Origin of the sequence: Aquimarina macrocephali JAMB N27, assembly GCF_000520995.1 — a bacterium.
Taxonomy (GTDB): domain Bacteria; phylum Bacteroidota; class Bacteroidia; order Flavobacteriales; family Flavobacteriaceae; genus Aquimarina; species Aquimarina macrocephali.
This window is the reverse complement of record NZ_JACA01000026.1, coordinates 99,017-117,069: the sequence shown is the minus strand read 5'-3', so window position 1 is coordinate 117,069 and position 18,053 is coordinate 99,017. Positions and strand designations below refer to the sequence as shown.

At 30.0% G+C, this 18,053-nt stretch carries 19 protein-coding genes; 12 read left to right on the top strand and 7 right to left on the bottom strand.

Annotation, left to right across the window (positions count from 1 at the left end):
• Positions 1-38 precede the first annotated feature (38 nt).
• Complete coding sequence (locus Z054_RS0116505) at positions 39-1,148, top strand: DEAD/DEAH box helicase (protein ID WP_024771152.1); 1,110 nt, start codon at positions 39-41, stop codon at positions 1,146-1,148.
• 42 nt (positions 1,149-1,190) lie between these two features.
• Here the strand turns inward: Z054_RS0116505 and Z054_RS0116500 are convergent, their stop codons facing one another.
• From Z054_RS0116500 to Z054_RS0116485, 4 genes are all read right to left on the bottom strand, one after another.
• Positions 1,191-1,568: a response regulator gene (locus tag Z054_RS0116500; RefSeq protein WP_024771151.1), complete on the bottom strand. Its 378-nt coding sequence runs from the start codon at positions 1,566-1,568 to the stop codon at positions 1,191-1,193.
• Positions 1,565-3,769 (bottom strand): PAS domain-containing sensor histidine kinase, encoded by a 2,205-nt coding sequence (locus Z054_RS0116495; protein WP_024771150.1) that lies wholly within the window; start codon positions 3,767-3,769, stop codon positions 1,565-1,567. The genes Z054_RS0116500 and Z054_RS0116495 overlap by 4 nt, the downstream gene beginning before the upstream one ends.
• 543 nt (positions 3,770-4,312) lie before the next feature.
• A complete protein-coding gene (locus tag Z054_RS0116490; RefSeq protein WP_024771149.1) occupies positions 4,313-5,248 on the bottom strand; it encodes a YeiH family protein in 936 nt (311 codons plus the stop codon).
• A gap of 91 nt (positions 5,249-5,339) precedes the next feature.
• Positions 5,340-6,236 (bottom strand): LysR family transcriptional regulator, encoded by an 897-nt coding sequence (locus tag Z054_RS0116485; RefSeq protein WP_024771148.1) that lies wholly within the window; start codon positions 6,234-6,236, stop codon positions 5,340-5,342.
• A gap of 548 nt (positions 6,237-6,784) precedes the next feature.
• Here Z054_RS0116485 and Z054_RS0116480 point away from each other — a divergent pair.
• The gene (locus Z054_RS0116480; protein WP_024771147.1) at positions 6,785-7,459 is read left to right on the top strand and encodes a hypothetical protein; all 675 of its coding nucleotides are present in this window, start codon (positions 6,785-6,787) and stop codon (positions 7,457-7,459) included.
• A gap of 26 nt (positions 7,460-7,485) precedes the next feature.
• On the opposite strand, the gene Z054_RS0116475 is transcribed toward Z054_RS0116480, so the two are convergent.
• Together Z054_RS0116475 and Z054_RS0116470 are read right to left on the bottom strand one after the other, a co-directional pair.
• Complete coding sequence (locus Z054_RS0116475) at positions 7,486-8,562, bottom strand: sensor histidine kinase (protein ID WP_024771146.1); 1,077 nt, start codon at positions 8,560-8,562, stop codon at positions 7,486-7,488.
• A 1-nt stretch (position 8,563) separates the two neighbouring features.
• Positions 8,564-9,355 carry a LytR/AlgR family response regulator transcription factor gene (locus tag Z054_RS0116470; protein WP_024771145.1) on the bottom strand — a complete coding sequence of 264 codons (792 nt, stop codon included), beginning with the start codon at positions 9,353-9,355 and terminating at the stop codon, positions 8,564-8,566.
• 277 nt (positions 9,356-9,632) lie between these two features.
• Here Z054_RS0116470 and Z054_RS0116465 point away from each other — a divergent pair, with 277 nt between their 5' ends.
• The 6 genes from Z054_RS0116465 to Z054_RS0116440 all read left to right on the top strand — a co-directional run bounded on the left by Z054_RS0116465 (position 9,633) and on the right by Z054_RS0116440 (position 14,718).
• On the top strand, positions 9,633-10,871 hold the full coding sequence (locus Z054_RS0116465) for a YncE family protein (protein ID WP_024771144.1): 1,239 nt from the start codon (positions 9,633-9,635) through the stop codon (positions 10,869-10,871).
• A 1-nt stretch (position 10,872) separates the two neighbouring features.
• A complete protein-coding gene (locus Z054_RS0116460) occupies positions 10,873-11,325 on the top strand; it encodes a GNAT family N-acetyltransferase (RefSeq protein ID WP_024771143.1) in 453 nt (150 codons plus the stop codon).
• A gap of 196 nt (positions 11,326-11,521) precedes the next feature.
• The gene (locus Z054_RS0116455; RefSeq protein WP_024771142.1) at positions 11,522-12,304 is read left to right on the top strand and encodes a helix-turn-helix domain-containing protein; all 783 of its coding nucleotides are present in this window, start codon (positions 11,522-11,524) and stop codon (positions 12,302-12,304) included.
• 115 nt (positions 12,305-12,419) lie between these two features.
• A complete protein-coding gene (locus Z054_RS0116450; RefSeq protein ID WP_024771141.1) occupies positions 12,420-13,340 on the top strand; it encodes a CPBP family intramembrane glutamic endopeptidase in 921 nt (306 codons plus the stop codon).
• A gap of 208 nt (positions 13,341-13,548) precedes the next feature.
• Positions 13,549-13,794 (top strand): hypothetical protein, encoded by a 246-nt coding sequence (locus tag Z054_RS0116445; RefSeq protein ID WP_024771140.1) that lies wholly within the window; start codon positions 13,549-13,551, stop codon positions 13,792-13,794.
• A gap of 180 nt (positions 13,795-13,974) precedes the next feature.
• A complete protein-coding gene (locus tag Z054_RS0116440; protein WP_024771139.1) occupies positions 13,975-14,718 on the top strand; it encodes a sulfite exporter TauE/SafE family protein in 744 nt (247 codons plus the stop codon).
• Here the strand turns inward: Z054_RS0116440 and Z054_RS28725 are convergent.
• Positions 14,701-15,450, bottom strand: a complete 750-nt coding sequence (locus tag Z054_RS28725; protein WP_024771138.1) for a BRO-N domain-containing protein — start codon at positions 15,448-15,450, stop codon at positions 14,701-14,703. The two genes, Z054_RS0116440 and Z054_RS28725, sit on opposite strands and share 18 nt — an antisense overlap.
• Positions 15,451-15,670: 220 nt before the next feature.
• Between Z054_RS28725 and Z054_RS0116430 the strand changes: the two genes are divergently transcribed.
• From Z054_RS0116430 to Z054_RS0116415, 4 genes are all read left to right on the top strand, one after another.
• Positions 15,671-16,057 carry a hypothetical protein gene (locus Z054_RS0116430; protein WP_024771137.1) on the top strand — a complete coding sequence of 129 codons (387 nt, stop codon included), beginning with the start codon at positions 15,671-15,673 and terminating at the stop codon, positions 16,055-16,057.
• Positions 16,058-16,207: 150 nt separating this feature from the next.
• Complete coding sequence (locus Z054_RS0116425; RefSeq protein WP_024771136.1) at positions 16,208-16,807, top strand: hypothetical protein; 600 nt, start codon at positions 16,208-16,210, stop codon at positions 16,805-16,807.
• A 122-nt stretch (positions 16,808-16,929) separates the two neighbouring features.
• Positions 16,930-17,463 carry a flavodoxin family protein gene (locus Z054_RS0116420; RefSeq protein ID WP_024771135.1) on the top strand — a complete coding sequence of 178 codons (534 nt, stop codon included), beginning with the start codon at positions 16,930-16,932 and terminating at the stop codon, positions 17,461-17,463.
• A gap of 20 nt (positions 17,464-17,483) precedes the next feature.
• The gene (locus Z054_RS0116415) at positions 17,484-17,879 is read left to right on the top strand and encodes a DUF302 domain-containing protein (protein ID WP_024771134.1); all 396 of its coding nucleotides are present in this window, start codon (positions 17,484-17,486) and stop codon (positions 17,877-17,879) included.
• Positions 17,880-18,053 lie beyond the last annotated feature (174 nt).

Genomic DNA, 18,053 nt, shown 5'->3' with positions numbered 1-18,053 from the left:
AGATATTCAATTACTTTTGCAACTTAAATCAGATATGTATGACGTTTTTAGAGTTAGGAGTACCCAAAGATCTTAATAAAGGTCTTAAAGAGATGGGAATTACAGTTCCTACAAAGATTCAAGAACAGGCAATTCCTGTTTTAATGAGTCAACGGACCGATTTTATTGGGAAAGCTCAAACTGGAACAGGAAAAACTGCAGCTTTTGGAATTCCGTTATTATCCCAGATTAATCCTTCTAAAAAACATGTACAGGCCTTGGTTTTAGCTCCTACTCGCGAATTGGGTCAACAGATAGCAAAACAACTTTTTAAGTTCACAAAGTATACGGATAAGATTTTTACCGAATCGGTATATGGTGGTGAAAAAATTGAAAGACAGCTTTCGAGATTAAAAAGACCTACACATATCATTGTAGCAACACCCGGCAGACTTATAGATTTAATTAATAGGAAAGCGGTTGATATTTCTGAGATCAAAACATTGGTTATGGATGAAGCGGATGAAATGTTAAGTATGGGATTTAAGAAAGATCTTACTACAATTTTGTCCAAAACCAAAGGAAATAGAAATGTTTGGCTTTTTTCTGCAACGATGCCATCTTCTCTCAACGAAATTATTAATTCTTATGTTAGTAAAAGCGCAGTACAAATAAGTATTGATAAAGATGAAGCTGTTAATAAAGGTATAGATCATCAATTTGTAGTAGGTGATGAGATTAACAAATTAGATACGCTTACGTATTTTCTGAAAACACAAAAAGAGGGTAGGGGAATTATTTTTACAAGAACTAAAGCTGCTGCTCGTACACTTCATAAACAACTGAAAGCTAAAAATTATGAAGTAGGTCTTCTCGAAGGAGAAATGACACAAAAAGATAGGGATAAGGTAATGAGAGCTTTTAGAAAAAAAACTTTACAATTACTGGTGTCCACAGATGTTGCCGCAAGAGGTATTGATGTTGCTAATTTGGCTTTTGTTGCACATTTTCAATTACCAGATCAAATAGAATATTATACACATAGAAGTGGTAGAACAGCTAGAGCAGGAAAAACAGGCCTATCTTTGGCTTTAATAACCAAATCAGAAGTACAGGTTATAAGAGAACTCGAAAAACAACTAGGGATACGATTTAACCAGATTAGATAATCAAAATATAGTTTTTGATTTTTATAATAGTTATTTCTGTAATTATGTAGGTTGGGATGTACCTATTTCTGATATTACCGATAAAAGTTGATCAAAATTTACAGGCTTTGAGAAATAATTATCAAACCCGATATTGATAAAACGTTGCTCATCTCCTGGCATAGCATAGGCAGTTACTGCAAAAACAGGGATGTTTTTAAGAATTTCCAACTTACGGAATCTTTGAAGTAATTCACAGCCATCCATTTGATTAAGTCCCAGGTTAATATCAACCAGGATAAGATCAAGCATTTCTTCTTTCACAACTTTAAGTGCTTGTGAACCATTTTCTGCAATGATAACATTTGAATCGTTTCTGGATAACATTTTATCCATTACCATTGCATTTATCTTATTATCTTCTACGTAGAGAACATTCATAGGCATTTTGGAATTATAATATTAAACTCGGTACCCTTACCTATTTCACTTTTTACTTCTATTTTCCCATCCAGGATTTCAATATATCGCTTAGATAAGCTTAGGCCAATACCGGTTCCTTCATATTTACGACTCATACCGATACTTTCTTGCATGAAAGGATCAAAAATTTTCTTAAGATTTTCGTTGTCTATTCCAATTCCAGTATCAGTTATTGAAATATAAACATTATTTTTTGAATTTTTAGAATTAACTTTAATAATTATACTTCCCTTGTTAGTGTATTTAATGGCGTTATGGATAATATTGTTTATTGCAGCTCTAAATAAATCTTTATCAATTCTAACCTGGGGACTGGTCTTATCAAGTTCTAATTGATAGGTTAATTCCTTTGCTTCTGCCATATGTTTATATTCTCTATGCGAAGTTTCTATAGTATAGTTAATGTCTAATTTTTGTACGTTTATGTTCTTTTTTATAGCTTCTATTTCGCTAAAATTAGATAAGTTGTTGATTGTATTCAGAAGTCTGTTTTTACTTTCTTCCAAATATTCCAGGAGTTTTTCTCTTTCGTCGGGTTTTTCCTCGTCCAGTAATAGTTTACTCACAGTCATTATACCATTTAGCGGAGTTCTTATTTCATGACTAAAATTGGATAATATATTTGATTTAAGGCTATTTAACTCTTGTTCTTTAATATGTGATTCTTTAATTGCGATTTCTGCTAATTTTCGTTCTGTGATATCCAGAAAACTAACAAGAACAGAGTTTACCGTTTTTCCTTGGTCAAAAACAGGAGTGTATTTGGCTTCAAGCCATTGCAAATCACCTTTGTAAGTAATGCGTTCTATTTCTTTTTTTACAATATTTCCTTTTAGAGCTTCATTAAATTCATGAGCAAAGGAATTTTTGAAATTAAGAGGCATAACATCTATAAAACGGCAAGACACTTCGTTTGGATTTACATTAAAATCTCTATTTATAATTTTTACAGATTTCTCATCAGTCATTAGAATTGTCCCTTTGGTGTCTAACAAAATTGTATATGCAAATCCATTGTTAACGATTGCCTGCAATCGATTTTTACTTTCTACAATAGTTTTTTCATTGATCTTTTTTTGATGAACATCGATCAAATTACCAATCATTCGGGTTGTTTCTCCTTTTGAATTTTTTCTTTTGAAACCGTACACTTCATAATGTCGGTACCCTTCATTAATATGCTTAAGTCGATAGTAATTATAATAGTAATTATCATCTTGATTAAAGTTATCATATCGCCTAGTAAGCATTTTTTCTACATCATCTGGGTGTATCATTTTTCTAAACTCTTCTTCTGCTACAAAATCCTGATCCAGAGGTAATCCCAGCATTTTTTTAAAATCTGAACTATAAAAAACTTCATTCCTTTTAACATGATAATCAAACAATCCAGATTGTATGCCTTTTAAAGCCAAATGTTTGGTTTCTTCGCTATATTTTAGCTTTTCAATATAATTGTACCGATCTGTAACATCCGTAATAGTTCCGTTTACATATACAACCTCATCTTTATAAATAACGGGTTGTCCTACAACTTTAACCCATTTTTCATTTCCTTTTTCAGTAATAATTTTTTCTGTATACTCATAAGTTTCTTTGTCTTTGATGAGGTTATCAAGGAAACTTTTTATTCTTACTCTGGCATCTTTGGGGTAAAAGCTAATTTCCTTTTCCCTTGTTATAGGAGTACAGGAACTTAGTTCGTTTATTAAGTAACAACCATCAGACCAGTACATTTCATTATTCTTGGGATTAAAATACCAGGCACCTGTTTTGGCAAGCTTTGAAATAGTTAATAACGCTCTATGTTCTTTATATTCTTCTGTAGTATCTATTCCTGTTGCATAAATTAAATTATTATGTAGTTTGAAATCAAATTTTATTGAGATAACTCCTAGTTTTTCGGTAGGGAAGTTTAAAGATATATTGATGAGTGGGTTGTCATCAGATAAACCAGATACCGAATTTAAAAACACTGATACATCATTATCAATTATAAAATCGGTAATGAGCTTTCCTTCGATTTTATTTTTATCCAGAGGAAATAATAGTTCACACCTATTATTGAAAGAAATTATTTCTCCATTTTTTTTTAGAATAAAAAGAAATAGTAATGTTTTTTCTGATGAGATTCCAAATTTTTCTAAAGTTAAAGACATACGTACTGGTTAATTCTACTTAAAGTTACAAAATGATTTGTAATTCTCTGTTTGGAATTAGCTTCAATAAAATAATTTTCTTTTTATCATAGTTGAGAAACCTCAAACCTTGCTCGTATTATTTTCTCAATGAACTATAGGAATGGTTACAGATGTTTCTGATAATGTGAATATTAATGTTTTTATAATTTATAAGGACAATATTTTATTTTGAAGTATACAAAGCAAAAGTATTGGAAATTTGATCTTAAAAATAAAATATTAAACTTTGTAATGAAATAAAGAAAAGCCCTCTAAAGCTAGCTTTAGAGGGCTTAACATAAAATAGTAAATACTACCTAACCGTAAAACAACCGACTTATTTTTAGACAGATTTAGGTACTATTACTATATCTTCCCAGATGTATATATAATGTAACCCGGATACATTTGGAAAGGGGAATCTAAAAAGGGGCTTTAATAAAAATATCAGATGTACTATACCTACGTATTCTCTGATTATTTTATGTTTTATTTTTATGATCATTATATTATAGAATTAGACTATAAATTAAGTATTATAATTAATGAGATTGTTGATATAATAAACCATGTTGATATTCCTAGAACTGCAGGTTTCCACCCAACCGCTTTTATTTTAGAAATAGATAAATTCGTTCCTATCAGGAAGAGAACAACTACGAATATTGATTTTGAAATCGTATATACCGAATTTGTAATTGTACTTGAGATAGACCAATAGCTATTTATGATAATTACCAAAGCAAAAATTGCTATAAACCATGGTATTTTTTTTGAATCGAATTCGCCTTTAAATAACAAAGAAGAAAAAATAGCTACGGGAATAATCCATAACGTCTTAACCAACTTAATGACTGTAGCTATTTTTAAAGCTTCTTCTCCGTAAATTTGTGCAGCACCAACTACAGAACTGGTATCATGAATAGCAATCGCACTCCATAGACCAAATTGATATTCAGATAAATTAAATATGTGTCCTAGAGTGGGGAAAACTAATAGTGCTATAGCATTAAGAATAAAAACTATACTTAAGGCAATAGAAATATCTTCTTTTGGGGCGTTAATTGTAGATGCAATTGCAGCAATTGCGCTTCCGCCACAAATGGCCGTTCCCGATGAAATTAGATGAGCTGTTTTTTGTTCTACTTTAAAGGTTTTTCCTAATAAAATCCCAATGCATAAAGCAAAAGCTACAAAAATCATAGTATATATAAAACCATTTTGCCCAATACCCCATGTTTCCTGAATATCGAGATTAAAACCAATTCCGATAATGGCAAGTTTCAGTAAAAAACTAATGACCTTGTTGTTAAATGCAAGAAATTGATTTCCGAATAAATTGGCATATAAAAAACCTAATAATAATGCTACAGAGCTATTTATAATCGAACATAAACATGCTATAATAATTAGAGAAAATATAATTATTCTGGTAAGTTGAGTAGCTTTTTCTTTCATCAAAATATTCGTCTACATCTTGTTAATATTGTATTGCAGATGCAAATTTGAATATTTTTATAGAATAAGTTTTATTACAATTTGTAATCCCTTATTCCATTTGGTTATAGTGGGCAGCAAAGAAATGCTTTGTTTTTTCTACTGTATTGGAGTATTCGCCATGTAAATTCACCATATGAAAAACACGCTTAATAGTAAAAGAAGTAATGTCAATAATTTTTAATTTATTATTCATTAGTTCATCTGTAATGCAATGAATAGATAGAAAAGAGTAAGAACCCGAGTGCATTAAATAGGTTTTGATACTTTCTGTACTTCCCAGAGTCATCTCTATAGATAATTGTTTAATATCTATACCAGAATTTCCTAAAGTATCTTTTATCACGTTTCTGGTACCAGAACCTTTCTCTCTTAGTATTAATGGTAATTTTTTGAGTTCTTCTAAAGTAATTTCTTGTTTTTTTAGTGAAGTGTTATCGGCACTGGTTACCAAAACGATTTCATCTAAAACAAATGTTTCGTAGTGCAATAATGGATTAGAAGTGTTTCCTTCGGTAAAACCAATATCTACTTGTTTATTAATAATTGATGCTTCTATATGTTCAGAATTATTATTGAGAAGAGTGATATTGGTAGTGCTGTATTTTGCTTTAAATTTTGATAATATTTTAGGTAAAATGTATTGAGAAATTGTAGTACTTGCTCCAATAGTGATCTTATCGGGGAATTTACTGTTCAAAGCCAAAAAATCATCTTCTAATTGATTATATAGACTTAGTATTTTATTGGTGTATTGTAGTAATAATTTTCCTTCGGAAGTTAAACTTATTTTGTTGCCATGCCTGTTAAATAATGCTTTACCAAAATGTTTTTCTAATTCGTTGATATGTTTTGTTATCGCAGGTTGGGTAATAAAAAGTATTTTGGCAGCTTTGGTAAAACTTAGAAAATCTGCAACTTTTTTGAAAACTTTTAATCTGTAGATCATTAGACTATACTTAAGCGGTTTTTCTTTCAGTAAAAAGATATATTGAAAAAGTAAATTTTGATTTCAATATATTAAAGCCTCTTTATTGATAGTATTAATTATAACGTTTTACCTTGTGTATTCCCTACCAGGTATGCCAATTTGACTTTAAAGTAGTGAAAAATAACTTCATAATTTTAGTATGATACATTCCTAACAATGGATAAGAATTGTTTTTTAAAAAAGAAGCGCTTAAAGAACATTTAAAATTACTACAAATTTGTTTCTTAGAATGCAGTTTTGAGTTAAAGTTCAAATGTATAAATCTCGTATGTAAATAGGCTATTGCAATTTGTTATGGGGTATTATATTATGTTATAATCCATTAGTGGTTGATTAAAATATTGAAAGTTTTTGGTATAATAGATATCAACTTTTAGTGTATTGTTAGCAAAAAATGGTTCATCAATATCATTTATCTCTGGGATCGGAATATTTACGTAAACTTATGTACTTATTAATGTAAAACAAGATGATAGGTTTATTTAATAAATAAAGCATAATAAAAAATGATGATTAAGAGAACGGTTGTAAAATTTATTGGATTATTCATAGTGTGCATATCTTGTTCATCAACTCATGTTACTCAAGAATCAGAAATCGAAAGTTTTGACCAGCAAGGAGATGAACGTGATATATCGAATAAAGAATATAGCCTCTTGTTTGTGGGTAATAGTTTGACTTATAGTAATGATTTACCCAAACTAGTAAGAGAAGAAGCTAAAAATAAAGGGATAATTGTTACCACTACAATGTTGGCTAAGCCTAATTATGCTATCATAGATCATTGGGCAGACAGAGAGGTTCAACGTCTGATTAAAACAAAGAAATTCGATTTTGTGATTATACAGCAAGGCCCTTCTTCCCAGGCTGATGGAAGAGAAATGCTTCTTAACTCAGGAAAAGGGTATAGTAACTTATGTAATGCAAATGATGCCAAACTGGCCTATTTTATGGTATGGCCATCAAGGGTATATTATCATACTTTTGAAGGTGTTATTAAAAACTATACCGATGCAGCTATCAAGAATAATGCAATACTATGCCCGGTAGGGAAAATTTGGAAACAACATTTTGATAAAACTAAAGACTTTTCATATTACAGTCCTGATCAGTTTCATCCTTCCTTATCTGGTAGTCAAGTTGCTGCTAGGGTAATAGTTGCTTCTTTATTCTCTAACTAAATACTTAAACAAGCTACTAATTTTGGTTATGCATTTTCTTCAGAAATCCTTGGTATTTTTATGATATTGATTACTCCTGAATCTCCATTATTTCTAATGTCAAATGAATAATTACCCTGATACAGGGTGTCTATTCGTTCTAAAACATTACTGATACCATTACCAAAAATAATCTTCTCTTGTTGCAATTGTAGCCCATTATTAGTTATTTCAAAAACGATATCATCATGGTGAATAAAAATTTTTATACCAATAGTGACAGTATCATGAGTATACGAAAAACCATGTTTTATAGAGTTTTCTACAATAGGTTGTAAAATAAGTGGTGGGATTTTTTCAGACAACATGGAGTTGGTCGTATCAATATCAAAATTTAACTTATCGCCAAACCGCAATTTTTCGATCCCTAAATATTTGTTTAAAATTGATAACTCTTCTTTTAAAGTAATATATTTTACATCTTTAATGCTAAGTGTCTTTCTTAACATTTCACTTAAATCGGCTATTGCATCTTGCGATTTTTCAATATCAATATCCATTAAGGAAGAGATATCGTTTAATGCGTTAAATAGAAAATGTGGTTGAAGCTGTGACTGTAAGACTTTAATTTTTGAATCCAGTAATTGTGCTTTTAAATTGGATTCTTTTATCTCCTGATCTTTTTGTTTTTGAAAATAGTAATAGGCATACAGAATGGTGATTAATGTAAAATAGACAAAAAAGTTAAAATTCGAACTATAGGCTAATCTCGATAAAATTACTTTGATATCTATAACATCGGTATACCCCAAAATATATTTCTCATACCCTAATAATAGAATCGAACTGTAGAGCGATAATAAAACAGAAATTAAAGTATGAAGAATAATACTAATGGGTAGAGAGAATTTGCGCATAATATAGACTCTCGTAAATATGATTGAAGCTATAATAAATATGAACTTGGTGCCATAATTAAATAAATAATTCATGATGAGTCCAGTCCAGGTAAATGATTTAAATGAAACTCCACTTATTTTTTGAAAGAGAGCATTGACAAGAGCAAAAAGGCATGCCAAAATATAAAAGAGAACTATAAATCTAAAAAGTTTTTTATCTAGCATCTTAAGAATTCTTAATATCAATTTTCTTTAAAAAAGAGGCTTTATATGTTTTTGTTAAAGAGAATGACTTTCCATCATTCATAGTAATGCTATAATCTCCCATACCTTCTCCGATAACCTCTTTAATTTCTTTTAATCTTAGGATAGTTGACCTGTTTACACGAATAAATTCTTTTGGGTCCAATTTTTTAATAAACTCACTCATAGAAATTCGATACACATGTTTTTGATCCGAATACGTAAAGATTTCGGCATAATATGCAGATGAAATGATATATTTTACAGTACTGGTCTCAACAAAATAATACTTCTTACCAAGTTTTAAAACAATTCGCTCTAAGTATGTGTTACGCTCTTCTAAGATACTTGTTTCTTCGTTTTTTAGAAATTGAATCAAGCCACTCATCTTTGAGGTAAAAATTTCTTTTTCATTTAATTTAATACGATCGATTCCTCTATGTAAAGCTTCAAAAAATCGATCTTTTTTAAAAGGCTTTAATAAAAAATCAATGGCCTGTACTTCAAATGCTTTTACTGCAAAACTATCAAAAGCAGTCACAAAAATAATATTAGGGATATATTCTGTATGTACCTCTTTTAGCACATCAAAACCAGTCATATCTGTCATTTGTATATCTAAGAAAACAAGATCAGGTTCTAACTTAAGAATAAATTGTATTGCTTCCTTACCAGAAGATGCTTCAATAATAGAATCTGTTACTTCGGCTTCTGTAATTAATTTTAAAATCCTTTTTCTAGCCAAAGCCTCATCATCAACAATAAGTATTTTCATAATAATGAATCTAGATAAGTATATCGTTTTTTATGCCGTTCATAATTTAAACTTTTAATTCATAGTATCAAATCATTTTTTATACAGACCGAAGTATAAAATTGACTGTAAGTAAACGAAACGTTTATCAAATTGTCAAAAAAATGATATTTACAAACCATTTCATGATATTTTCACCTAATTATTTACACAGTAATTTATCATATTTGATCTATAAATTATCAAAAAATAACCTCTAGAAATATTAGAAGATGTTTTTACAAAAAGTATAAAGACCATGAAACTTAAAATAGTAGCAATCATATTTTTTTCGACCGTAACTGGCTATACGCAAAGCTTAAATGAACTCTACAAGAAGAGTGTAGAAGCTTATAAAAATAAAAATTATGAAGCATTCGAAAAACTTAATTTAGAAGCCTTGGAATTACATCCTTCACAGCCTACAATATTGTTTAATTTAGCAGCTTCTTATGCTCTTAATAGTAAGAATAAGCAATCTTTTGAGCTTTTGAGTACTTTATTGAGTTGGAATGCCAAACTAAAATTTGAGGATGAAGATTTTAAACACCTTTTAGAAGAGGAGAAGTTTACAAACGATTTAAAGAAAAAAGCCTCCTTTTTTTCAACTCAAAAAGAATCAAGCTCTGTTTTTTTTGAAGTACCTGGTAAATATCATATCGAAGATGTAGTGATGATAGATGATATTGCTTACCTAACCGATGTTAGAAATGGGTTTGTTATTAAATATAACCTGAAAACTAAAAAATCTGAAGAACTTCTGTCTGTAACAGGCTCGGCTTTTGCAATTATAAAAGGAGCAGATAAGAACTCTATATGGGTATCATCATCTATGTTTCCGAACTATAGTAAATACGATAAAGAGCAAAATAATAAGTCATTTGTTTATAAGATAAACACCAAAAATGGGAATGTGATTGCTAAAATAGAAATACCGGAAGAAGCTGTTATTGGGAGTATGGTGTTAGCTAAGAATAATAAAATCTATGCGACTAATTCGGTATCACCAAAAATATTTGTAATAGATACCTATAAAGCAATACTCGAAAATTCTTTTGAAATTGAAGAAGCTTTTAACCTACAAGGGATAACACTTGATAATACACATGAATATGTGTTTATAGCCGATTATATAAAAGGAATCATGAAATTAAGTTTAGCTGATTTTTCAAATAGAAAGTGGTATGAATCCAAAGAGTATTTATTAAAAGGAATAGATGGTTTAAGTTATATTAATGATAAAACATTGATAGCCATTCAAAATAATTCGAACCCAAAAAAGGTAATAAAGCTTAGTATAGATTCTAATAAGGTAACTAAAGTAGAAATTTTGGATAATGCATTACCGTATAAAGGAGAGCCTACTAATGGTAAATTCTATAAAGAAATGGGGTATCTTTATATTTCGAATAGTCAATGGCCTTTTTATGATAAAAAGAATACCCCATTAATAGAGCAATGGGAGCCACAAAGAATAAGAATTTTCAATACCCTTTAAAATGCTTGAAGAGCAAATTATTAGATATACAGAAGAGCAGTTGCCCGAAATCAAGAGCATATTTTTTCTAAATGTTCCTAAGTATTTTGCAAAAAAAGAGTGGGACGATTTTACAGAGTATTTAAAATTGCATAGTACTACATATTTTCTTGCAAAGAATGAAAATAAAATGATTGGTTGCGGTGGATATCATAAAAGTACTCCAGATACAGCAAGGCTTTCGTGGGATTTTATTCACCCAGAGTTCAAAGGTAAAGGCATAGGGAGAAAAATGATTTCACATTGTATTGAAGAGATAAGAAAAGATCCAGATATACATAATATTGAGGTTTGGACTTCACAACATGCCTATCAATTTTATGCCAAATTTGGATTAGAAACATACCATATTGAAGAGCATTATTGGGAAAAAAACCTACATCTTTATAAAATGAAGTCGAGAAAAGAGTTTTAATAAGATACAATGAATATAATATGATACTCCTAAGAGGTACTACAAGGAGGTTCTGTTTTTTTCGGGATAAGAATTTGAAATTAAAAAGAAACAAAGTTTGTGTAGTTTAAAGTAACATAATTGACCTTAAATCGTCATTTATTATAGAAAGAACACCCTTTTTTATCTGCAAGTGATAATTAAAACTTTACTTTAAATGAAATTGAAATACAATAACTTTTTAGGAACATCGTCGGATAAATTTCATTCAAAATATTGTACTGTATCATTAGTAAACTATACAAAGCCCGTTTCAGAAGATTGGCATTCTCATGAGAATATTCATATGTCATTAATTCTCCAGGGAGGTAATCTAGAGTCTAGAAAAAAAGAAGATATCCAGGTGTCTGAGGGAAAAATAATGGTTTATAATGAAGGAGAGTTGCATCGCAATCGATTTACTGCATTTCCATCAAAAAATCTTAATCTAGAACTACAAAAAGAATTCTTCTCTGTTAATGATTTAGAATTTATTAATTTGAATTTGTCCCTAACAAAAAACAGTGGTGCATATTTAGATTTTATAAAAATCTATCATGAGTTGTGTATTAATGATTACTATACAAGCGATTCTATCGACCTTTCCTTAAAATCATTGTTTGCTATGAACAATGAATCTTCGTTTATGCCTTCTTGGATAAAACGACTAAGAGAAATAATCGAGGACCGTTGGGACGAGTTTATCTCTTTGAGCGAATTAGCGCTAGAACTTAATGTTCACCCTGTTACAATTTCAAAATACTTTAAAAAATATTACAATGGTACTTTGGGGGATTATATGAGGAAAATTAAAGTTAAAAAAGCATTACACTTTTTACTTTATACAGATATGTCGATTACAGAAATAGCTTTTACTTGTGGCTTTTCTGATCATAGCCATATGATAAGAGTATTTAGAATTTATGTTGGTTTTAATCCTAAAAAGATTCGTCAATTCTAAAATTTCTATTTGACTAATACCATTCTATTTTTTTAGCATTATCAGACTTAATTTGCGGTTAATTAAATAACTAAAATAATTCCTTTTAAGAGTTATTTTAAATTAAGTCTTACATATGAACAAAATTATCTTCAATTCTAAAAATAAGATACGGCCAATATGGCGTTTACTACTTTTTCTATTCATAACTTTTGCAATTAATATCCCGTTACAAATTGGGTTACAAAAAATCCTAGATCAAAGCCTTTTTCGTGGATATATATCTGGTTCAATATATTTTGTATCTGTTCTTTTGAGTTTATTTGTTCAAATAAAATACCTTGACAAATCATCTTTTGAAAAATATGGATTAAAACTTAGTAAAAAATGGGTGCAAGAGTTCTTTGTTGGTTGTGCCTTTTCATTGCTTCAACTATCTCTGTTTTTTCTGATAATGTATCTAACGGGTAATTTAAAGATTGTTGATTATTTTACAACTCAATCATCTGACTTCACATTTATTGAAGGTTTCCTTTCTGAAGTGTTTAGTCTGATTATTGGGACTTCTGTTGAAGAGATATTTTTTCGAGCTTTTCTGTTCTATATACTATATGAAGTTTTACGTAACGTAAAAAAAGACCCTGCAAAAAGAGCTATACTCGTTCTTTTTATTATTTCTATAGTATTTGGTATTGCTCATATGGATAATGAAGGAGCAACTTTTGTTTCGACTATCAATTTAGGTCTTTACGGAATTATATTATGCCTTCCGTTTTTGATAACTGGCCGATTAGGGATGTCAACCGGAATGCATTTTTCATGGAATCTGGTGCAAGGAGTCTTTTTTGGTTTTGCAGTTAGCGGCAATAGTACAAAAGTATCCATAATTAGTGTGGATGTGTCTAACAATGCTTTAACTGGTGGAGTTTTTGGACCAGAAGGAAGTTTGCTATTTCTATTTATATGTGTAATTGCTGTAGCACTACTATTATTATGGAAAAAAATTAAAGGATACAGTGCTATAGTTAATCCTTTGCTTATTAAAAATGATATCTGAGATAATTTTTCATCTTTTTTATGGGGTATAAAACTTATTAGGACACTCTTATTTTTCCAGTTATTTTATTTAGTTTCATTACAGTTATTTCATGTAATTCTGAAGATGAAGAATTACAATTTAAAGAATTACAAAATGAATTAATGAAGACAAACAACAGCTAGAAACATCACAAAAAAGAGGAACTACTTACACCATTACTAACTGAATGACGTTTTCAGAATTAAATGCTGTATTGGCTTTGGGAAGTAGCGGAGATACGGTTGAAGTTGAAGCTGATACTTATACTATTAGCGGAAGATTAAATTTTAGAGATCGTGTTTACATAAAGGGGAAAACTTCAACAGTACCTATTTTTGATGCTCGAACCACTTCGCCTTCTAAAATATTTGAACAGTATATAGCAGTAAAGAAAGACAATATTGATATATGGTATTCAGTTTCGAAATATTAGATTAAAGTTTGTGAATGCTAAAAACCCCAAATTTTGGTATTGTATATTTGATTATGGCAAACGTAAATAAGGGACAAATAAAGGCTATATAAATGATGCATATATTCAGTTAAATAGCTGTACAAATACATAGTCTCTAATTATAGTTTAAAATACATTTAAAATATTTAATTGAAGCTTATGTTAAGTAAATACCTTCCCGTTTTTGTAATCTTAGCGATCCTTTCAGAAATACTGGGAACCGTTGGCGGTTTTGGTTCCTCAGTATATTTTGTTCCAATTGCAAATTTCTTTCTTGATTTTCAATCTGTTTTAGGTATTACTGCTTTATTTCATTTATCGAGTAATGTTTCAAAAATTGCTTTATTCAAAAAAGGTTTTGATAAAAAAATAGTATTGACTTTAGGTATTCCGGCAATCCTTTTTGTTTCAGTAGGAGCACATTTTAGTAAATATCTGGATCCCAAAATGCTAACATACTTCCTTGGGATTTTCCTGATTTCCCTAAGCTTATTGTTTTTACTATTTAAACAACTTAGAATAAAACCTAAAACAGGAAACGCAATGTTGGGAGGTTCTCTATCTGGATTAAGCGCAGGGCTTTTAGGAACAGGTGGAGCAATAAGAGGGATAACTTTGGCAGCTTTCAAGATGGATAAAGAAAAATTTATTGCAACATCAGCGATAATTGATCTTGGTGTAGATTTTAGTAGAACAATTGTTTACTACTATAATGGCTATATGCATTCACATGATCTGTATTTAGTTCCTATTTTGATTGTTGTAAGTGTTGTAGGCACATGGATTGGAAAAAAGATTCTTAATAAAATATCTCAAGAACAATTTAGAAAATTTGTACTTTTTCTTATTTTGGGAATCGGAATAGCTAGTGTAATATCAAATTTCTTATTTAATCAATTTTGATAAGTATTTTAAGGCTTCTTTATCTCGTCTTTCAAAATATACATATGCATGTTCAGGTAACCAATATTTGTCAATAAAATCTATAAATATGGGTAGCAAATGATTTCTGTATTGTTTTACTTCTATTTCTTTACCATTTGGTAATCGATGAAGGTATGTTTTAAATTCACGATTATATTGTGGGAACTTTTCTTCAAGATGTTTTTCGAAATGAAGAGAAACACTAATATCGGGTCTTATTTCTTTACCGTCTAAAGCTTTGTTGGGTAGAATATAACCTTCTTGTTCAAACCGCCCATATAATCTAATAAAAAGCTCGCTTAATATTGAAAAATACCCAGAAGATATACGATCCCAATTGTCATTAAACCGGATTACAAAATTGGGTATTTCTAGCCGTTTTGTAGTGTAATACCCTCTAATTCGTATTAGTGGTAATACCTGATTAGTAACCCATTTCCTAAATTTTTTGGCACTGCCTGTAGTACTCTTAAAAATTAAAGAATACAAACCGCTTTCAGAAATCAGGTTCGCATTTTTTTGAACTCCATTATGAAATATTTCGGTAGCAAAACGTTCTTCTATGTCCAGTGTACTCCACACTTCATTTGGATTTCCTAACTCCAGTACATCCACTACCTCATCAACTATAAACCAGATTTGATTGTTGATTTCTACAGATGTTAGCTGCTGAAAATAATTAGTTTCTTTTTTTACTATTCCTGTTTTCATCATGGTGATTTTCAAGAGAAATAAAAATAATCGCATATAGATTATCTCACTATGATAATTATCAGGTTTTGTAATCTTTAAAAAAATAGTATAGCATCTGACTTATGAGCGAATTTTAAAAATTAAACTTCAATTTTATAGATTGTTCTTATGATATTGGTCATATTAAAAAAGAAGTGTAGTCCTTATATTTGAGATATAGATCATATAAAAATTTATTATGGACACATCTATGTTTTTAGCAAAATTTTGGGGCTGGTATTTAATTATATTTTTTTTCATATTGAGCTTTAATCCCAACAGGATTAAACAGATTTTTGAGGACCTGAAGGACCAAAAATTTGTAATTGTAACTTCGTTTGTAGCGATTATAGTAGGATTACTCAATATCCTTTTTCATAATATATGGGAACCAAACTGGAAATTTATCGTCACTGCTATAGGTTGGATTTCATTAGGTATAGGTTTGCTGTTATTTATCTTTCCGAAAGGAACCGCTAAATGGTTAGAGTTTATTAATATAAAATTGGTACAAGTGTTATACGTACTACTATTTTTAACAGGGATTCTCTTGTTAAATGCAGGGTATGAGATAGTTCCGTATTAATCTTTTAAAAAGATTGAAGGAGTAAGAGGCTAGTGAGTTTACTGTTACTTTGAAGAAAGAAATAAAAAACATTAACAAAGTAAAGTCATATATAACCACTATCGCTGATTAAAAAACTCTGTTTCAATAAAAAAAACATAGTTACTGATAATGAAAAGAGGAAAAAGGATGATGACGAATATTCTGGTGATATTAGGATCAACGTTGATTGTTTGGATAGTGCTTACTGTTGTTGTGGGTAAAAAAGGACCTGAGAAAGTTGCTGTTATAGGGATGCCTAACGCCGGTCACAAGGCGCTGATCGTATATGATCCTGATCCGATTTATAACCTTGATGAAAAGATAAGTAAATCGTTTGCAGAAGGCTTATCCGAGAAAGGTTGGGTCTCAAAAGTAGTGACAGTTGCTGCTGCTAAAAATTTTGAAAAGGAGTTTTTTGACTTATATGTGTTCTGTGCGAATACTTATAATTGGGCTCCTGACAGAGCAATTCGCAATCATATAAAAAATAATGATTACTTACAAGGAGAGCATGTAGTTGCTATTACCTTAGGTAGTGGCTCTACAAAAAGATCCCAACGTTTGCTTGAAGATCTGATCAAACAAAAAGACGCTATACTTATTGATTCAAGAACATTTTGGTTAATGAAACCTAACACTGAATCAAAAACAAAAAGATCGAATAGTAAAATCGCTGTAGAAAAAGCAAATAATTTTGGAAAAGAAGTAGCTGAAAGAATTAAAAAATAATCCAAAATATTTATGGTTTTTACTATTTGATCTATAATTGGTTAGCTGTCTTTTTTTTTGTTTTTACAGTTACCGAAATTTAAGTTGCTTTTTAAATAATTCTTATACAAAATAGTGCTGTAATGAAAACTCTTATCGTTTACTTTTCCTTTTCTGGAAATAATGAATTACTGGCCAAAGATCTAACCAAAGACCTGGAAGCCGATCTATTGCAGATCACCGAGTCCAAAAAACGAGGGATGTTCAAGGTTATATTGGACATGTTATTTAATCGTTTTCCCAAGATCAATGAACTGGATATCTTATGGAGTGACTACCATCATATCGTTTTGATAGCCCCAATCTGGAACTATATCATAGCTCACCCAATGAAAACCTTTATCAAAAAAAATAAAGAACATCTAAAAAACTATTCATTTATAACACTTTGTTCGGGGCGTGATACACAAAAAGAAAAGATAGCAGCTCAATTAAAAAAGTTGGCAAGCTATGAGCCTAAAGTTGTTATAGAATTAGAAACCAGAACATTCATTACCTCAGAACAAGAGAGTAAAGGAGCTTATAAATTAACTAAAGAAGATGTACAGAAGCTAAAAAAAGAAGAGGCGTACCATAAATTTTTAGAAACATATGTAGCCAAAAAAGAAACTGTATAAACATTATAAAAACAAAAAAAATGAATTATCATATCACCACTATATTAAAAAATGTCTCTTTTGATGAAGCTACTGAAAAAGTGATTCATGAATTAAAAAATGAAGGTTTCGGGATATTAACAGAAATAGATATGAAAGCTACTTTAAAGAAGAAGTTGAATGTAGATTTCTATAACTACAAAATTTTAGGAGCTTGTAATCCTTCTTTTGCCTATAAAGCATTACAGGCAGAAGACAAAATAGGAACCATGCTTCCTTGTAATGTAATCGTTCAGGAAAAACATAAAGGAATGATAGAAGTATCTGGGGTAGATCCTGCCGCTTCTATGATAGCAGTAGAGAATAAGGACTTGATTGAAACAGCCGAAAAGGTTAGAGAAAAATTGATAAGAGTAATTAGCAGCCTAAAAGAATAGATATTATGGGGATATTAGGAAAAATTATATCTAAGATAATTGATGCCTCTCCTAATGAAATGTCTAATTATTAAAAAGAAATCAATACTTATCTAGCTGATCAAAGTGAAGAGGCTGGTCATAATTATATGGTATTCTTTGCAGAGGTATAAAAACAGAAAGAACATTAATAAT

Bases quoted from the DNA above. Each gene is read 5' to 3' on its own strand.
- Z054_RS0116490 (WP_024771149.1), bottom strand. From the start codon at position 5,248: ATGAAAGAAAAAGCTACTCAACTTACCAGAATAATTATATTTTCTCTA.
- Z054_RS0116475 (WP_024771146.1), bottom strand. From the start codon at position 8,562: ATGCTAGATAAAAAACTTTTTAGATTTATAGTTCTCTTTTATATTTTG.
- Z054_RS0116420 (WP_024771135.1), top strand. From the start codon at position 16,930: ATGAAAACTCTTATCGTTTACTTTTCCTTTTCTGGAAATAATGAATTA.
- Z054_RS0116445 (WP_024771140.1), top strand. From the start codon at position 13,549: ATGACGTTTTCAGAATTAAATGCTGTATTGGCTTTGGGAAGTAGCGGA.
- Z054_RS0116470 (WP_024771145.1), bottom strand. From the start codon at position 9,355: ATGAAAATACTTATTGTTGATGATGAGGCTTTGGCTAGAAAAAGGATT.
- Z054_RS0116450 (WP_024771141.1), top strand. From the start codon at position 12,420: ATGAACAAAATTATCTTCAATTCTAAAAATAAGATACGGCCAATATGG.
- Z054_RS0116505 (WP_024771152.1), top strand. From the start codon at position 39: ATGACGTTTTTAGAGTTAGGAGTACCCAAAGATCTTAATAAAGGTCTT.
- Z054_RS28725 (WP_024771138.1), bottom strand. From the start codon at position 15,450: ATGAAAACAGGAATAGTAAAAAAAGAAACTAATTATTTTCAGCAGCTA.
- Z054_RS0116465 (WP_024771144.1), top strand. From the start codon at position 9,633: ATGAAACTTAAAATAGTAGCAATCATATTTTTTTCGACCGTAACTGGC.
- Z054_RS0116480 (WP_024771147.1), top strand. From the start codon at position 6,785: ATGATGATTAAGAGAACGGTTGTAAAATTTATTGGATTATTCATAGTG.
- Z054_RS0116485 (WP_024771148.1), bottom strand. From the start codon at position 6,236: ATGATCTACAGATTAAAAGTTTTCAAAAAAGTTGCAGATTTTCTAAGT.
- Z054_RS0116415 (WP_024771134.1), top strand. From the start codon at position 17,484: ATGAATTATCATATCACCACTATATTAAAAAATGTCTCTTTTGATGAA.
- Z054_RS0116500 (WP_024771151.1), bottom strand. From the start codon at position 1,568: ATGAATGTTCTCTACGTAGAAGATAATAAGATAAATGCAATGGTAATG.
- Z054_RS0116455 (WP_024771142.1), top strand. From the start codon at position 11,522: ATGAAATTGAAATACAATAACTTTTTAGGAACATCGTCGGATAAATTT.
- Z054_RS0116425 (WP_024771136.1), top strand. From the start codon at position 16,208: ATGAAAAGAGGAAAAAGGATGATGACGAATATTCTGGTGATATTAGGA.
- Z054_RS0116440 (WP_024771139.1), top strand. From the start codon at position 13,975: ATGTTAAGTAAATACCTTCCCGTTTTTGTAATCTTAGCGATCCTTTCA.
- Z054_RS0116430 (WP_024771137.1), top strand. From the start codon at position 15,671: ATGGACACATCTATGTTTTTAGCAAAATTTTGGGGCTGGTATTTAATT.
- Z054_RS0116495 (WP_024771150.1), bottom strand. From the start codon at position 3,769: ATGTCTTTAACTTTAGAAAAATTTGGAATCTCATCAGAAAAAACATTA.
- Z054_RS0116460 (WP_024771143.1), top strand. From the start codon at position 10,873: ATGCTTGAAGAGCAAATTATTAGATATACAGAAGAGCAGTTGCCCGAA.